Here is a 16,275-nt window from a genome sequence, read left to right as displayed (position 1 = left end):
GCCCATGCGGCGCATCCGAAGCATCCACTCATCCCGATTGCGCCCCAACGCGATCCCCTGCGAGATCGTGAACAGGTTCTAAGGCCTGGCCTGGATTGGATAGCATGGGGGCATGAAACAGCTCACTGCAATGTCCCTGGGCCTGGCCCTTGGCGCCGCCCTGGCAGGCCCTGCCCATGCGGGCATCTATTCGGACGATCTGGCCAAGTGCCTCGTGGCGTCCACCAGCGATGCCGACCGCTCACTGTTGGTGCGCTGGATCTTTTCCACGTCCGCCCTGCACCCGGATGTGGCGAGCATTTCGGCGGTCACGCCGGCGCAGCGCGAGGGCACGAACAAGTCGACCGGGCAGTTGATCGAACGCCTGCTGACCGACACCTGCCGCAAACCGACCCGTGAAGCCCTCAAGTACGAAGGCCCCGCCGCGATCCAGACCAGCTTTCAGGTGCTGGGCCAGGTGGCGATGCGCTCGCTGATGGAGAACCCGGCGGTCGCCCAGGGCTTCCAGGGCATGGGCCGGTACATCGACGAAAACAAGATCCGCGAATTGGCCAAGTAAGACCGCGGCCGGCGCAACGGAACGCAGGACAAGTTCAGGCGCCGGGCGCTGGGCCGGCACGCTCGGCCCATGCCAGGGCCAGCGCGCCGCCGGCCAGGCAGAGCAAGGCCACCAGGTCGGCCACCACCACCCGCTGCAGGTGGGCGTTGAACCCGCCCGTGGACCAGGCCAGCCAAAGGAAAGAGACCACGCTGAAGCCCCCCAGGACCAGTGCCAGCCACTGCAGGGCGGGCTTGAACGCGGCCAGCACGCACACGCCACCCACGATGCCGAACAGCACGGCGCGGTGGCGCATGAGGATCAGCGCACTGGGGTCGGCCGGTGCGGCCCCATACAAACGGGCCAGGTGCTCTGGCCCGAGCACGCCCGACAAGGGGATCAGGTGGATGACGCCCACGGCCAGCAAGGCCAGGGTGGTGAGGATCGGCATGGGGCACAACTCCAGGAAAGAACGGAATGCCCCGGTTGTATCCCCCATGGACTTACGAATCCATGACCCGCCAGGTCATGGACGGCGCCCTGCGCACTCAGCGCTCGAGCAGTTCCTCCAGCGCCTGGCGGATGGCGCCCGGCTTGTCCGCCGTGCCCTCGAAGGCGGAGCAACTCGGGGCGCGCTCCCGCTCGGGGCCGCGCGCACCCACCTGCGAGAACAGGCGCTCGCAGTCGCAGCGCAGCCGGGCCAGGGTCTGCCGGGTGCGGCGGTTCTTGACCTCGGCCACCCAGCAGCTGTCGGCGCAGCCGCAGGAGCGGTATTCCAGCACTTCACTGGAGCGGCCCCAGTCCAGCGGGTAGGCGCCGCCTGCGGCCCAGAGCGCGGGGCTGGCCAGCGCCAGCAGCAAGGCGGCTGCAGCCCGGGTTCGTCCCGCGAAGACCATTGCTTGCCGTGGGCTCAGCCCAGCGCCGCGATCACGTCGGCTGGCGCCTGCACCAGCTCGATGAGCACGCCCTCGCCCGCGATCGGGAACTCCTCGTTGCTCTTGGGGTGCAAAAAGGTGATGTCGTAGCCGGCAGCGCCCTTGCGGATGCCGCCCGGTGCAAAGCGCACGCCCTTGGCGGTGAGCCATTCGACGGCACGGGGCAGGTCGTCGATCCACAGGCCGATATGGTTGAGCGGCGTGGTGTGCACGGCGGGCTTCTTGTCGATGTCGAGCGGCTGCATGATGTCGACCTCGACCTTCCAGGCGCCCTGCCCCATGGCCAGGATGTCCTCGTCGACGTTCTCGCGCTCGCTCTGGAAAGTACCGGTCTGCGTGAGGCCGAGCATGTCCACCCACAGGGTCTTCATGCGCGCCTTGTCGGTGCCGCCGATGGCGACCTGCTGGATGCCCAGGACTTTGAAGGGACGGGAGGCTGCGGTATTCATGGCAGATCTTTCAAAAGAATAGTGGTGTCAAACTTCACGGAGCACCCAGCTGCTGGCGGTGGCGAAGTACTCGCGCAGCCAGGCGTTGTAGCGCAGGTAGAGCGGCGTGGGGGCGGCCGCCACCACGGATTGCGTGTAGCCGATCTTGCGCGCGATGCGCTGGGCGCGCACGGTGTGGAAATCGCTGGTGACCACGGCCACAGGGCTGTCGAGGCCCAGGCCCCTGGCCTGCAGCAGCGGCAGGCTGTAGCGCAGGTTCAACTCGGTGCTGGTGCTGCGCTCCTCCTGCAGGATGCGCCCGGCCGCCATGCCCTGCGCGCGCAGGTAGTCGCCCATGATGCGGCCCTCGCTCGCGGTTTCGCCAAAATCCACCCCGCCCGAGACCACCACCCAGGCGGCGGGATGGGCGGCAGCCAGCTCGCGCGCCTTGTCCAGCCGGGCCCGCAGCGCGGGTGACGGCTGGCCGTTGGGCGTGCCGCTGCCCAGCACGATGATGGCCTTGAGGGGCACTTCGCCCGCTGCAGCGTTGAAGGCCTGCACCTGCCCGGCCAGCGCATTCCAGAACAGGCCGACACTGGCCACCCAGGCCAGGAGCAGCAGCCAGCCTGCGCGCCACAACCGCCGGCCCCAGGGCGAGCGCTTGCGCCAGGCCTGCAAGGCCTGCCAGCGCCAGGCCAGCAGGCACAAGCCCAGGCCGAGGGCACCCGGCACGGTCACGCCCATCGAGAACAGGCCCATGGACATCAGCACCAGGCCATCGGCCAGCAGCACCGCACCTGCCAGCAGGCAGGCCAGGCGCGCCAGAGGCCACCGCTTTCGTGGCGCGGTCGGCCACCCGTCCACCGTTACGAACACAGCTGCGTACGCCCCGCGATCATTGGAATTCCAGGATCACCTGGTCCACGGCCAGCGATTCGCCCTTGCCGGCGACGATCTTGCCGACCACGCCATCCTGCGCGGCAAAAAGGATGTTCTCCATCTTCATGGCCTCGATCACGGCCAGCTTCTCGCCGGCCTGCACCTTCTGGCCGGGCTGCACGGCCACGTCCACCAGCAGGCCGGGCATGGGCGAGAGCAAAAAGCGGCTCAGGTCCGGCGGTGCCTTGAAGGGCATGAGCTGGTGCAGGCGTGCGCCTAGCGGCGAGAGCACGATGGCATCGATCTGCGTGCCGTTGTGGGCGATGCGCAGCGCCAGCGGGTTCTTGCCCGGCCCGCGCTCGACCTGGGCGGTGAAACCCAGGCCATTGCACTGGCCCTGCACGCGCACCTGGCCCAGTGTGGCCGAGCTGCTGATGCGGTAGGTGCGGTCCTCCACCGTCACTGCGCTGGAGCCGGACTTGTCCTCGAAGTCCGTGACCGACACGGCGTGGTGGATGTTCTTGCCTTCGGCGCCCAGCGTGACCACCACGAACTGCTCGCCCACCTTGACCTCGTGGCCCGCCAGCTGGCCGCTGATGCCCGAGGCGCGCGCGCGGTAGCGGCGGTTCATGTAGGCGGCCAGCGCCACCAGGAACAGCGGGTCTTCGTGCGGCACGTCCTCGGCGGCAAAGCCCTGGCTGTAGTTCTCGGCGATGAAGCCGGTGTTGAAGTCACCCGAGACGAACTTCGGGTGCGCCAGCAGCGCCGCCTGGAACGGAATGTTGCTGCTGATGCCGCGGATCACGAAGCCGTTGAGTGCCGCGCGCATCTTGTGGATGGCGTCTTCGCGGTCGGTGCCGTGCACGATGAGCTTGGCGATCATCGAGTCATAGAACATGGGGATCTCGCCGCCCTCGTACACGCCAGTGTCCACGCGCACGCCGAGCTTCTTGGCCGTGTCGGACTGGAACATGCTCTCTTCCGGCGGCTGGAAGCGCACCAGGCGCCCGGTGCTCGGCAGGAAGTTGCGGAACGGATCTTCGGCGTTGATGCGGCACTCGATGGCCCAGCCGTCGCGCTTCACATCGGCCTGGGTCAGCGGCAGGGCCTCGCCGGCGGCCACGCGGATCATCAGCTCCACCAGGTCCAGGCCGGTGATGCACTCGGTCACCGGGTGCTCCACCTGCAGGCGGGTGTTCATCTCCAGGAAGTAGAAGTCCTGGTCCTTGCCGACCACGAACTCCACCGTGCCGGCGCTCTGGTACTTCACGGCCTTGGCCAGTTGCACGGCCTGCTCACCCATAGCCTTGCGCGTGGCGTCGCTGATGAAGGGGGACGGCGCCTCTTCGATCACTTTCTGGTGGCGGCGCTGGATGGAGCATTCGCGCTCGTTCAGGTAGATCACGTTGCCGTGGCTGTCGCCCAGCACCTGGATCTCGATGTGGCGCGGCTGCTGCACGAACTTCTCGATGAAGATGCGGTCGTCGCCGAAGCTGTTGCGCGCCTCGTTCTGGCAGCTGGTGAAGCCCTCGAAGGCCTCCTTGTCGTTGAAGGCCACGCGCAGGCCCTTGCCGCCGCCGCCGGCCGAGGCCTTGATCATCACCGGGTAGCCGATGCCCTTGGCGATCTCCACTGCCTGCTCGGGGCCGCTGATGGCGTCGTTGTAGCCGGGGATGGTGTTGACCTGGGCTTCGTTGGCGAGCTTCTTGGAGGCGATCTTGTCGCCCATGGCCGCGATCGAATGCGCCTTGGGGCCGATGAAGGCGATGCCCTCGTCCTCGCAGCGCTGGGCAAAGGCCTCGTTCTCCGACAGGAAGCCGTAGCCCGGGTGGATGGCCTGCGCGCCGGTCTGCTTGGCGGCGGCAATGATGTTGTCGGCCAGCAGGTAGCTTTCGCGGCTCGGTGCCGCGCCGATGCGCACGGCCTCGTCGGCCAGCTTCACATGGCGGGCCTCCTTGTCGGCGTCGGAGTACACGGCCACGGTGGCGATGCCCATCTTTTGGGCGGTGGCGATGACTCGGCAGGCGATCTCACCGCGGTTGGCGATCAGGATTTTGGTGAACATGGTCTGTCTCTTCTAGGGTTTGACCGCATCAGCGGTTGATGATCAGGGAGTAGACCGGCGGCGTCTGCGACCGGTCCACAAAGACATAGGCGGTGCCGTCCGAGCAGAAGTTCGCCACCTCGGTGGTGCCGCCCTCCTCCAGCGCCACCCAGTTGTCGATCTGCAGTACCAGGCGGCCCGGCGGCACCTGCTGGGCGCCATTGGCCGTCCAGTAGGGCACACCGCCGGCCTTGGTGCGCCACTCGCTGGCCCAGTCGTGCGGGTGGGCGATCTCGTCGGGCAGGTCGCTGTGCTTGCCGTAGTCGTAGAAGGCCTCTTCGAGTTCGGCTGGGGCGCCGTCGTCGGCGGCATGCCAGTGGGTGACGGCCAGCTCGGGCAGGAGTTCGGGCGTGCCGTCCTCCACCACAGGGACCGGCGTCGGCGCGTCGGCCAGCGCCTGGCGCGGCACGGTGAAAACCGCGTTGGCGCCGCCATCGACTTCCCAGAAGCTGCAGACGCTGTCCCATTCGCACTTGAAGGCGAACAGCACTTCGCCATCCGCCACGCCGGGCAACACCGCCGGGTCGGCCGGCAGCTGGGCCAGGTGGCTCATGGGGCGACCGCACTCCTCGCAGACCGGCCAGCGCTCGGCGGGCAGGCCCCAGGGAAGGCCGCCGAGCTTGGGCACCAGGCCCTGCGCGGCACCCTTGCGAAAACGGGGGTAGTGGCTCAGCACCGTGGCCTCACAGGGGGATGTTGCCGTGCTTGCGCCAGGGGTTCTCGAGCTTCTTGTCGCGCAGCATGACGAGGCTGCGGCAGATGCGCTTGCGCGTCTCATGCGGCAGGATCACGTCGTCGATGAAGCCGCGCGCGCTGGCCACGAAGGGATTGGCAAAGCGCTCCTTGTACTCGGCTTCGCGGGCGGCGAGCTTCACCGGGTCGTTCTTGTCCTCGCGGAAGATGATCTCCACCGCGCCCTTGGCGCCCATCACGGCGATCTCGGCGTTGGGCCAGGCCAGGTTGACGTCGCCGCGCAGGTGCTTGGAGCTCATCACGTCGTAGGCGCCGCCATAGGCCTTGCGCGTGATGACGGTGATCTTGGGCACCGTGCACTCGGCATATGCATAGAGCAGCTTGGCGCCGTGCTTGATGATGCCGCCGTATTCCTGGCTGGTGCCGGGCATGAAGCCGGGCACGTCGACGAAGGTGACCACGGGGATGTTGAAGGCATCGCAAAAGCGCACGAAGCGCGCAGCCTTGATGGAGCTCTTGATATCCAGGCAGCCTGCCAGCACCAGCGGCTGGTTGGCGACGATGCCCACGGTCTGCCCCTCCATGCGCGCCAGGCCGATCACGATGTTCTTGGCGTAGTCGGGCTGCAACTCGAAGAAGTCGCCGTCGTCCACCACCTTGGTGATCAGCTCCTTCATGTCGTAGGGCTTGTTGGGGTTCTCGGGCACCAGGGTGTCGAGGCTCCGGTCCATGCGGTCGGCCGGGTCGTTGCTCGGGCGCACGGGCGCCTTTTCGCGGTTGTTCAGCGGCAGGTAGTTGTACAGGCGGCGCAGCATCATCAGCGCCTCCACGTCGTTCTCGAAGGCCATGTCGGCCACGCCGCTGCGCGTGGTGTGGGTACCGGCGCCGCCCAGTTCCTCGGCGGTGACCTCCTCATGCGTCACGGTCTTGACCACCTCGGGGCCGGTCACGAACATGTAGCTCGAGTCCTTGACCATGAAGATGAAGTCGGTCATGGCCGGCGAGTACACCGCGCCGCCGGCGCAGGGGCCCATGATCATGCTGATCTGTGGGATCACGCCGCTGGCCAGCACGTTCTTCTGGAACACGTCGGCATAGCCGCCCAGCGAGGCCACGCCCTCCTGGATGCGCGCGCCGCCCGAGTCGTTGATGCCGATCACCGGGGCGCCGACCTTCATGGCCTGGTCCATCACCTTGCAGATCTTCTCGGCATGCGTCTCGCTCAGGGCGCCACCGAAGACAGTGAAGTCCTGGCTGAAGACGAAGACCAGGCGGCCGTTGATCATGCCGTAGCCGGTGACCACGCCGTCGCCCGGGATCTTGTTGGCTTCCATGCCGAAGTCGGTGCAGCGGTGCTCGACGAACATGTCCCACTCTTCGAAGGTGTTGTCGTCGAGCAGCAACTCGATGCGCTCGCGCGCCGTGAGCTTGCCCTTGGCGTGCTGCGCATCGATGCGCTTTTGCCCGCCGCCCAGTCGCGCCAGGGCGCGCTTCTTCTCCAGTTGCTCCAGGATGTCTTGCATGGTCGCTGCTCTTTCGATGAAATGGCTGTGGTTGTCTAGGGTGTAGGGGTATGGGATGCCGCCAGCAGGTTGCGCGCGGCGGTGGATGCCGCGACGCGCCCCGCGGCCACGTCGGCCTGCAGCGTGGGCAGCAGGCCGCGCACGGCCGGGTGCTGGCGGAACGCCTGCTTGAGCCCGGCGTCGATGCGCTCCCACATCCAGGCCAGCGATTGTTTTTCGCGGCGCAGGGCCAGGCGGCCGTTGTCAGTCTGCTGGGTGCGGAACTGGGTGACGGCGTCCCAGAAGCCGTCCACGCCCTGGCCCAGCAGGGCGCTGATCTGCACCACGCGCGGCTGCCACAGGGCGCCGTGGGTGGCATGGTCGGGGTTGCCGTGCATGCCCAAAAGGCGCAGGCTCGAGGTGATCTGGGCCTGGGCGCGGGTGGCGGCATTCTTGTCGATGTCGGCCTTGTTGATGGCCACCAGATCGGCGATCTCCATCACGCCCTTCTTGATGGCCTGCAGGTCGTCGCCCGCATTGGGCAGCTGCAGCAGCACGAACATGTCGGTCATGCCGGCCACCGCGATCTCGCTCTGGCCCACGCCCACGGTCTCCACCATCACCACGTCGTAGCCGGCGGCCTCGCAGACCAGCATGGCCTCGCGCGTCTTTTCGGCCACGCCGCCCAGCGTGCCGCTCGAGGGGCTGGGGCGGATGTAGGCCTCCTCGCGCATGGACAGCTGCTCCATGCGTGTCTTGTCGCCCAGGATGGAGCCGCCCGACACCGTGCTCGACGGGTCGATGGTGAGCACCGCCACGCGGTGGCCCTTGCCGATGAGGAACAGGCCCAGGGCCTCGATGAAGGTGGACTTGCCCACGCCCGGCACGCCGCTGATGCCCAGGCGGAAGGCCTGGCCGGTGTGCGGCAGCAGGGCCGTGAGCAGCGCATCGCCCTGGGCACGGTGGTCGGCGCGCGTGGATTCGAGCAGGGTGATGGCCTTGGCCATGGCGCGGCGTTGCACGGGCTGGCTGCCGTGCAAGATGCCGTCGAACCACTGGTTGGCGGGAGCCTGCAGGTCGGACAGTGAGTGGGGTGCGTTCATGCGGCAGCGCCCTCCCCGGCCCGCCACTCGTAGTGCACGTCCACGTCCTCCGCGCCGGTCTGCACGAAGCCGTGGCGCTGGTAGAAGCGGTTGGCATCGCTCTGCTGCAAGGCTGTCAGCCGCAGCACCGCGCCCTCGCGGCGCGCCCGCTGCTGCACGCTGGCCAGCACGGCGGCGCCGATGCCGCTGCCCTGCCAGTCAGGGTGCAGGTACAGGTGCTGCAGGCGCAGTACGCCCGCGCCCTCGGGCTGCACGGTGACGAAGCCCATGCGCCGGCCGGCGGGCGACACCAGGTGCTGCATGTACCGGGGCGCAAAGGCGGCGCGCAGGCGCTCGCGCGAGCGCTCGGGCGTGTAACGGCCCACGCGCTCCAGGCTCTCGCGCATGGCGGCGATGCGCAACTCCAGCATGGATTCGAAATCCTCTTCGGCCACGGGCTGCAGGGTGAACAGGGGCGCAGTCAACGCAGCACCTCCCACGTCCATCATGCCGCGATGGCCTTGCGGATCTGTTCGAGCACGTCCTTGGCGCTGGCCGGGATGGGCGTGCCCGGGCCGTAGACGCCCTTGACGCCGGCTTCGTACAGGAAATCGTAGTCCTGCGCCGGGATCACGCCGCCGACGAAGACGATGATGTCGTCCGCACCCTGGTCCTTGAGCGACTGGATGATGGCCGGCACCAGGGTCTTGTGGCCGGCGGCCAGCGTGCTCACGCCCACGGCGTGCACGTCGTTCTCGATGGCCTGGCGCGCGCATTCCTCGGGGGTCTGGAACAGCGGGCCCATGTCCACGTCGAAGCCCAGGTCGGCAAAGGCCGTGGCCACCACCTTGGCGCCGCGGTCGTGGCCGTCCTGGCCGAGCTTGGCGATCATCACGCGCGGGCGGCGGCCCTCAGCGTCGGCAAACGCGCTGATTTCGCTCTTGAGTTTGTCCCAGCCCTCGGCCGAGTCATAGGCAGCAGCGTACACACCGGTCACCTTTTGCGTGTCGGCGCGATGGCGCCCGTAGATTTTTTCGAGCGCATCCGACACCTCGCCCACCGTGGCGCGCAGGCGCACGGCCTTGATGGCCAGGTCCAGCAGGTTGCCCTCGCCGGATTCGGCGGCATGGGTGAGCGCGTCGAGCGCCTGCTGCACCTGGGCTGTGTCGCGCTTGGCGCGGATGTCCTTCAAGCGCGCGATCTGGCCGTCGCGCACCATCACGTTGTCGATCTGCAGGATGTCGACCGGGTCTTCCTTTTGGAGCTTGTACTTGTTGACGCCCACGATCACGTCCTTGCCGCTGTCGATGCGCGCCTGCTTCTCGGCGGCGGCGGCCTCGATCTTGAGCTTGGCCCAGCCGCTGTCCACGGCCTGCGTCATGCCGCCCATGGCCTCGACCTCTTCGATGATGGCCCAGGCGGCATCCATCATGTCCTGGGTGAGCTTTTCCATCATGTAGCTGCCGGCCCAGGGGTCGACCACGTTGGTGATGTGCGTCTCTTCCTGGATGATGAGCTGCGTGTTGCGTGCGATGCGCGAGGAGAACTCGGTGGGCAGGGCAATGGCTTCGTCGAGCGCATTGGTGTGCAGGCTCTGCGTGCCGCCGAACACCGCCGCCATGGCCTCGATGGTGGTGCGCACGATGTTGTTGTAGGGGTCCTGCTCGGTCAGGCTCCAGCCGCTTGTCTGGCAGTGGGTGCGCAGCATCAGGCTCTTGGGGTTCTTGGCGCCGGTCTCCTTCATGATGCGGCACCACAGCAGGCGCGCGGCGCGCATCTTGGCCACTTCGAGGTAGAAGTTCATGCCGATGGCCCAGAAGAAGGACAGCCGGCCGGCGAAATCGTCCACGTCCAGGCCCGAGGCCATCGCCGTCTTCACGTACTCCTTGCCGTCGGCCAGGGTAAAGGCCAGCTCCAGCGCCTGGTTGGCGCCCGCCTCCTGCATGTGGTAGCCGGAGATGGAGATGGAATTGAACTTCGGCATATTGCGTGCCGTGTAGCCGATGATGTCGCCGATGATGCGCATGCTCGGCTTGGGCGGGTAGATGTAGGTGTTGCGCACCATGAACTCTTTCAGAATGTCGTTCTGAATGGTTCCGCTCAACTGGTCCTGGCCCACGCCCTGCTCTTCGGCCGCCACCACGTAGCCGGCCAGCACGGGCAGCACGGCGCCGTTCATGGTCATCGAGACCGAGACCTTGTCCAGCGGGATCTGGTCGAACAGGATCTTCATGTCCTCCACCGAGTCGATGGCCACGCCGGCCTTGCCCACGTCGCCGGTCACGCGCGGGTGGTCGCTGTCGTAGCCGCGGTGCGTGGCCAGATCGAACGCCACGCTCACGCCCTGCCCGCCTGCGGCCAGGGCCTTGCGGTAGAAAGCATTCGATTCTTCTGCGGTGGAAAAGCCCGCGTACTGGCGGATGGTCCAGGGCCGCACCGCGTACATGGTGGCCTGGGGGCCGCGCAGGTAGGGCTCGAAGCCCGGCAAGGTGTTGGCGTACTGCAGGTCGGCCGTATCGGCCGCCGTGTACAACGGCTTGACGGTGATGCCGTCGGGCGTGACCCAATTCAGCACGTTGACGTCGCCACCCGGTACCGACTTGGCGGCGGCTTTGGCCCAGGCCTCGAGGGAGGCGGCAGCGAATTCAGGGGGGCTGTTGGGGGGCGTGGCACTCATGGCGAAACGGTCTCCGAGGATGGCGGTGTCGTATTCAGGGGCAAATCCCGATGTGGCATTGAGTTTACATCATTCATAATTATTGATTCAAAATATTCTTCGCAGCATACAATCCGCCCATGTCTGCACTGACCCTCACGCCCCGCGCCCTCTACGAAGAAGTGGCTGAGCAATTGCGCCAGCGCATCTTCCGCCGCGAGCTGGAGCCCGGCAGTTGGATCGACGAGCTCAAGATCGCCGAGGAATTCGGCATCAGCCGCACGCCTCTGCGCGAGGCGCTCAAGGTACTGGCCGCCGAGGGCCTGGTCACGATGAAGGTGCGCCGTGGCGCCTATGTGACCGAGATGTCGGACAAGGACCTGCGCGACGTCTACCACCTGCTCAGCCTGCTGGAGAGCGACGCTGCGGCCGTGGTGGCCACCAGCGCCACCCCGGCGCAGCTGCAGGAACTGCAGGGCCTGCACGCCGAGCTGGAGGCCGCCGCCGGCGAGCGCGAGCGCTTCTTTGCCGTGAACGAGCGCTTTCACATGCGGGTGCTGGAGATGGCCGACAACCGCTGGCGCAGCCAGATGGTGGCCGACCTGCGCAAGGTCATGAAGCTCAACCGCCACAACTCGCTGCTCAAGCAAGGCCGCATCGAGGATTCGCTGGCCGAGCACCGGGCCGTGATGGCCGCGCTGGCCCGGCGCGATGGGGCCGGCACCGCCCAGGCCATGCAGGCCCACTTCGCCCAGGGGCTGGAGGCTGCAGCCTAGGCCAATTCGACCCGGTTGCGCCCGCTGCGCTTGGCGGCGTAGAGCGCGTCGTCGGCGCGGCGCAGCAGCTGGTCCAGGGTGGTGTCACCGTCTGCCTGCAGGGCGACACCGGCCGAGATGGTGATGGTCAACGAGGCCCCGTCGGCGCTGAACGGTGCACCCGCCACGGCCTGGCGCAGGCGCTCGCCGGCTGCCTGGGGATCGCCGTGCTGCCCCAGGTCGAGCAGCACCACGAACTCCTCTCCCCCATGGCGGGCCACGAAGTCCAGGCCGCGCGCCGTGGCCTGCAGCTGCCGGGCCACGTGCTGCAGGGCCTTGTCACCCACCGCGTGCCCGTGGCCGTCGTTGATGGCCTTGAAGTGGTCCACGTCGACCAGGGCCAGTGCCAGGTGGGCGCCGCCCCGGCGCGCCGTGGCAAAGCGGTTCTCGCCCTCGGCGAGCAGGGTCCGGCGGTTGGCCAGGCCCGTCAGGTAGTCGGTGGCGGCGGCCCGCTCCCACTGCCGGCCGATGCGCTGCGAACACATGAACAGGAAGGCCGTGGTGCCCACCACCGGGAGCAAGGCCGTGATGAGCGGACTGGCAGTGTTGATCCAGGCGCCCTCGCCGGTGATGTCGAACGACGGTCCCACGCGACGCACCAGGAAGTAGCCCGCGCGAAACAGCACGAACAGGCCCACCAGGAAGAACAGGCCCGCCAGCGCCTTGCGGCTGCGCGCCCGTTCCCCCGTGCCACCGCGCACGAGCTGCAGGGTACCGGCCATCAACACGAAGGCAACCACGCCGGACAGCAGCAGGATGCGGCTGGGCGTATCGGGCTGCACGCCCGCGAACCACACCACGCCGCCAATGCCGGCCAGGGCCGGCAGCCACATCCACCAGCGGTCCGGCACGCCATCGAACTGGCGCAGTGCGCGCCAGTAGCCGGTGCAGCCCAGCATCACCATGCCATTGGCCATCGGCGAGACCAGGCCCAGCGGCAGCTCGTACTGCACGGCATAGAGCACGGCGCTGCCTGCCAGCAGCAGGGTGGCGATGCGCCAGGTTTCGGCACAGGGCTGCAGCGACACCGGCAGGTCCTTGTGCATCAGCCCCAGCACCCCCCCATTGGCCAGCATCATCAGCGTCGCGACGATAAAGATGGTGATGGGATCCATGGATCAGTGCAGGCAGGGGAAGGGGCGTGGAGATACGGGGATTGTGGCCGACCAGGGCAATGTCCCCAGGTCAACGAAACAAAGAAGCACAGCCTGTGCCTCCAGGATGGGTATGATCGCGCGGGTTTTCCCCAGGTTGGTACAGCATGGTACCGCCCTGGCTCCGTGCATGCCGCCCAGGCCCCGAACGACCCGATGACCTCTTCCTTCTCCGACATCGGCAGCGTCCAGACGCTGCCCCAGCTTCTTTCCTGGCGCGCCACCCAGACGCCCGACGCGCCCGCCTTCCGTGCCTTCGATGCCGCGAGCCAGGCCTGGGCGACCTGGACCTGGGCCGAGACCGCGAGCCACGTGGCCCGGTGGTCGCGGGCCCTGGTGGCCTTGCAGCTGCCGGCGGGTGCCCGCGTGGCCATCCTGCTGCCCAACGGCCTCGATGCCATGTGCGCCGACCAGTCCACCCTGGCCAGCAACTGCGTGCCCGTGCCGCTGCACGCCATCGACAACCCGGGCAGCATCGCCTACATCCTGTCGGACTGCGAAGCCTCCATGCTCATCGTGGGCAGCGCCCAGCAGTGGGAGAAGATCCGCGCCGCGGGCACGGAGTTTCCTGCGCTGCGGGCAGTGATCGTGACCGATCCGGAACCCGCCTTCACGGCCAGCCCCGCATCGGCGCACGCCCCGGCCGTGGGCTCGCTCGCACAGTGGCTCGAAGGTGCAGCCCAGGCGGTGGAACAGGCCGCACCGGCTGCCGCAGGCCCTGAGGACCTGGCGGCCATCGTGTACACCTCGGGCACCACCGGCAAACCCAAGGGCGTGATGCTCACGCACCGCAACGTGGTCAGCGACGTAAAGGCCGTGCTCGAGCGCATCGCACCCACGGTAGACGACGTGTTCCTGTCCTTCCTGCCGCTGTCGCACACCTTCGAGCGCACGGGCGGGTACTACCTGCCGATCGCGGCCGGCAGTTGCGTGGCCTATGCGCGCTCGGTGGCGCAACTGGCCGAAGACATGCAGACCATCCGCCCTACGGTGCTGGTCTCGGTGCCACGCATCTACGAGCGCATCCACGCCAAGCTGCTCGAAAAGCTCTCGCCCACGCCCTGGAAGATGCAGCTCTACGAGGCCGCGCAGTCCAGGGGCTGGCAGCGCTTCTGTGCCGCGCAGGGCCTGCCGGTGCCCGAGGCCGACCAGGCCGGGGGCTGGATGAACGCCCTGCCCTGGGGCCTGCTGCAGGCCCTGGTGGCCAAGCCGCTGCTGGCCCAGTTCGGCGGCCGCGTGCGCGTGGCCGTGAGCGGTGGCGCGCCCCTGTCGCCCACCATCGCCAAATGCTTCCTCGGGCTGGGCCTGCCGCTGGTGCAGGGCTATGGCATGACCGAGACGGCGCCCGTGGTCTCGGTGAACTCGCTGCTGGACAACGACCCGGCCTGCGTGGGCCGGGCGCTGCCCGGCGTGGAGGTGCGCATCGGCGAAAACCGCGAGCTGCAGGTGCACGGTCCCATCGTGATGAAAGGCTACTGGAAGCGGCCCGAGGACACGGCGCGCATCCTCGCGGCTGACGGCTGGCTGGGCACGGGCGACCAGGCCGACATCGTGGACGGGCGCATCTACATCCGTGGCCGCATCAAGGAGATCATCGTCACCTCCACCGGCGAGAAGGTGCCCCCGGGCGACCTGGAACTGGCCCTGCTGGCCGACCCGCTGCTGGAGCAGGCTTTCGTGGTGGGCGAGAACCGCCCCTTCATCGCCGCCGTGGCCGTGCTGCGCGCCGACGAGTGGCAGCGCCTGGCCGGCGACCTGGGCCTGGCCGCCCAGGACCCCGACAGCCTGAACCACCCGGCCGTGCACCGCGCCGTGCTGGCGCGCATCGAAAAGAGCACGGCCAGCTTTGCGCGCTACGCGGTGCCGCGTGCCGTGCACCTCACGCTGGCGCCCTGGAGCATCGAGAACGGCTTCATGACGCCCACGCTCAAGCTCAAGCGCGCGCCGCTCATGGCCCACTTCGCCCAGGCCATCGATGGCCTGTACCAGCAAAAGCCGGGGGCGCGCTGAACCCGGCCTTCAGTCCTCGACCGAGTAGAAGTACGACAGCCGCTGCTGCGGATTGAGCCAGTCGAGCACGTCGGCAGGCAGCGTGGACGGCCGGATCGCCTCGGCCACGCGGATGTCCGGCTCGGTGTGCAGCTCCACCAGGGGGGCCTCGTCCTTGGGGATCTCGGGCGTGTAGACCAGTACCTGGGGGCGCAGCGCCTCGGGCCCAGGGGCCACCACCAGCGCCAGCGCGCCATCGGTGAGCTGGACCACGGTGCCCGGCGGGTACACGCCCAGCAGCTTGATGAGCGAGCTGAGCAGCGCCGGGTCGTGCTGGCCCGACTCGTTCTTGAACATGTGCGCCAGGGCCTCGGCCGGCATCAGTGGCTCCACGTCGCGGGCCTCCGGCGAACACAGGTTGTCGTAGCGGTTGACGAGCGCCAGGATCAGCGCCAGGCGGTGGGTCTCGCGCTCGCCGCGCGGCCAGCCCGAGCCGTCGGCCGCCTCGTGGTGGCCGGCGATGCAGGCCAGCGCCTCCTTGCTGAAGGCGCCGGAGTCCGAGGCCAGCTGGGTGCTGTACATCACGTGCTGGCGCACGAACTCCTCCTCGTGCCGTTTGCGCCGCGAGGTCTTGAACAGCTGCGGCGGCACCTTGGACTTGCCCACGTCGTGCGCCAGCGCCGCCATGGCCAGGTCGGCCAGTTCACGCTCGGACAGGCCGTTCTTCTTGCCCACCAGCATGCTGAGGGTGAGCACGTTGAGCGCATGGAACTGCGGGCCCTGGTCCTTCTGGTCGCCCAGCAGGTGCAGCAGCACCTCCTTGCTCTGGGCAATGCGGGCCGCCGTCTCGGCCGACAGGTCGGCCAGGATCTTGCCTGCGGCCTTGGGCGAGCGCGTGAGCGTCAGCAGTGCCTCCCGGGTCTGGCGTGCGGCGTCTTCCCAGGCCCGGTCGGCCCGCGCGGCGGCGTCGCGCTGGCGCTGGCGTTTTTCCTTCTTGGCCTTGTCGCGCTGGCGCACCTCGGCGGCCAGGGCTGCCTGCTCGTCGGGCTGCGCGGCTTCCGGCTCGGTTCGCGGCCCCGCAGCTGGCGCCGGGGGCAGCGGCTCGGCCGTGCTTCGGTCGGGGTGGTAGTACAGGTGGCCTTCAAGGCCCAGCGACTGAATCACCGCCACATCCTTGGCGGTGCGGACCATGAAGCGGTTGGCGATGAAGGGATGCTCGTCCCAGCGCATCTCCAGCCAGACGTACAGGCCGACAGTGAGCTGGGACGGATGGATGGCAACAGCGCTCCCGGGATTCTTCCACATGCAGGTGCTTCAAAGAAATGAATGGCAATTTCGTTCCCTGGCGGCATTCGAGCCACCGGGGACGGCCCCTGATACTAGGGCCTGTCAACACTATTTTCAGGGATCGCCAAAAGGGTGCTGACAGGCGCCAAAGACAATGCGCCGCCAGCGCGGCAACAAGGTGCGAATCCGCGCACAGGAGCGCCAGTTTCCAGC

15 protein-coding genes are annotated in these 16,275 nt (G+C 68.0%); 3 read left to right on the top strand and 12 right to left on the bottom strand.

The genetic code is table 11. From position 1 onward, the window contains the following. The first annotated feature begins 130 nt into the window (after nucleotides 1–130). Nucleotides 131–559 (top strand): hypothetical protein, encoded by a 429-nt coding sequence (locus PMI14_RS13575; protein ID WP_199234335.1) that lies wholly within the window; start codon nucleotides 131–133, stop codon nucleotides 557–559. A 34-nt stretch (nucleotides 560–593) separates the two neighbouring features. Here the strand turns inward: PMI14_RS13575 and PMI14_RS13570 are convergent, their stop codons facing one another. The 10 genes from PMI14_RS13570 to scpA all read right to left on the bottom strand — a co-directional run bounded on the left by PMI14_RS13570 (nucleotide 594) and on the right by scpA (nucleotide 10,838). Beyond that, the gene (locus tag PMI14_RS13570; RefSeq protein ID WP_007855232.1) at nucleotides 594–989 is read right to left on the bottom strand and encodes a hypothetical protein; all 396 of its coding nucleotides are present in this window, start codon (nucleotides 987–989) and stop codon (nucleotides 594–596) included. A 97-nt stretch (nucleotides 990–1,086) separates the two neighbouring features. Further along, nucleotides 1,087–1,434 (bottom strand): hypothetical protein, encoded by a 348-nt coding sequence (locus PMI14_RS13565; RefSeq protein WP_007855231.1) that lies wholly within the window; start codon nucleotides 1,432–1,434, stop codon nucleotides 1,087–1,089. Nucleotides 1,435–1,448: 14 nt separating this feature from the next. Then, complete coding sequence (locus PMI14_RS13560) at nucleotides 1,449–1,922, bottom strand: VOC family protein (protein WP_007855230.1); 474 nt, start codon at nucleotides 1,920–1,922, stop codon at nucleotides 1,449–1,451. A gap of 27 nt (nucleotides 1,923–1,949) precedes the next feature. Next, nucleotides 1,950–2,693, bottom strand: coding sequence for a YdcF family protein (locus PMI14_RS13555; protein ID WP_238541836.1), 744 nt, complete (start codon nucleotides 2,691–2,693; stop codon nucleotides 1,950–1,952). A 103-nt stretch (nucleotides 2,694–2,796) separates the two neighbouring features. Continuing rightward, complete coding sequence (locus tag PMI14_RS13550; RefSeq protein WP_007855228.1) at nucleotides 2,797–4,845, bottom strand: acetyl/propionyl/methylcrotonyl-CoA carboxylase subunit alpha; 2,049 nt, start codon at nucleotides 4,843–4,845, stop codon at nucleotides 2,797–2,799. 28 nt (nucleotides 4,846–4,873) lie between these two features. Then, nucleotides 4,874–5,560: a hypothetical protein gene (locus PMI14_RS13545; RefSeq protein WP_007855227.1), complete on the bottom strand. Its 687-nt coding sequence runs from the start codon at nucleotides 5,558–5,560 to the stop codon at nucleotides 4,874–4,876. A 7-nt stretch (nucleotides 5,561–5,567) separates the two neighbouring features. Continuing rightward, nucleotides 5,568–7,100: an acyl-CoA carboxylase subunit beta gene (locus PMI14_RS13540; RefSeq protein WP_007855226.1), complete on the bottom strand. Its 1,533-nt coding sequence runs from the start codon at nucleotides 7,098–7,100 to the stop codon at nucleotides 5,568–5,570. 35 nt (nucleotides 7,101–7,135) lie between these two features. Further along, a complete protein-coding gene (gene meaB, locus PMI14_RS13535; protein ID WP_007855225.1) occupies nucleotides 7,136–8,182 on the bottom strand; it encodes a methylmalonyl Co-A mutase-associated GTPase MeaB in 1,047 nt (348 codons plus the stop codon). After that, nucleotides 8,179–8,670, bottom strand: coding sequence for a GNAT family N-acetyltransferase (locus tag PMI14_RS13530; protein ID WP_007855224.1), 492 nt, complete (start codon nucleotides 8,668–8,670; stop codon nucleotides 8,179–8,181). The genes meaB and PMI14_RS13530 overlap by 4 nt, the downstream gene beginning before the upstream one ends. After that, a complete protein-coding gene (gene scpA, locus PMI14_RS13525; protein ID WP_007855223.1) occupies nucleotides 8,667–10,838 on the bottom strand; it encodes a methylmalonyl-CoA mutase in 2,172 nt (723 codons plus the stop codon). The genes PMI14_RS13530 and scpA overlap by 4 nt, the downstream gene beginning before the upstream one ends. 119 nt (nucleotides 10,839–10,957) lie before the next feature. Here scpA and PMI14_RS13520 point away from each other — a divergent pair, with 119 nt between their 5' ends. Beyond that, the gene (locus tag PMI14_RS13520; protein ID WP_007855222.1) at nucleotides 10,958–11,593 is read left to right on the top strand and encodes a GntR family transcriptional regulator; all 636 of its coding nucleotides are present in this window, start codon (nucleotides 10,958–10,960) and stop codon (nucleotides 11,591–11,593) included. On the opposite strand, the gene PMI14_RS13515 is transcribed toward PMI14_RS13520, so the two are convergent. Then, entirely contained in the window at nucleotides 11,590–12,747 is a 1,158-nt protein-coding gene (locus PMI14_RS13515) for a GGDEF domain-containing protein (protein WP_007855221.1), read from the bottom strand. The genes PMI14_RS13520 and PMI14_RS13515 overlap by 4 nt on opposite strands. Nucleotides 12,748–12,942: 195 nt before the next feature. On the opposite strand from PMI14_RS13515, the gene PMI14_RS13510 reads away from it, so the two are divergent. Then, nucleotides 12,943–14,796 carry a long-chain fatty acid--CoA ligase gene (locus PMI14_RS13510; RefSeq protein WP_007855220.1) on the top strand — a complete coding sequence of 618 codons (1,854 nt, stop codon included), beginning with the start codon at nucleotides 12,943–12,945 and terminating at the stop codon, nucleotides 14,794–14,796. A 9-nt stretch (nucleotides 14,797–14,805) separates the two neighbouring features. On the opposite strand, the gene PMI14_RS13505 is transcribed toward PMI14_RS13510, so the two are convergent. Beyond that, nucleotides 14,806–16,080 (bottom strand): HD-GYP domain-containing protein, encoded by a 1,275-nt coding sequence (locus PMI14_RS13505; RefSeq protein WP_007855219.1) that lies wholly within the window; start codon nucleotides 16,078–16,080, stop codon nucleotides 14,806–14,808. Between the last annotated feature and the right edge of the window lie 195 nt (nucleotides 16,081–16,275).

The sequence above is a fragment of the Acidovorax sp. CF316 genome (assembly GCF_000276605.1).
Taxonomy (GTDB): domain Bacteria; phylum Pseudomonadota; class Gammaproteobacteria; order Burkholderiales; family Burkholderiaceae_C; genus Acidovorax.
Note: the sequence above shows the minus strand (reverse complement) of the source record. Positions and strands in the feature narration are given on the sequence as shown.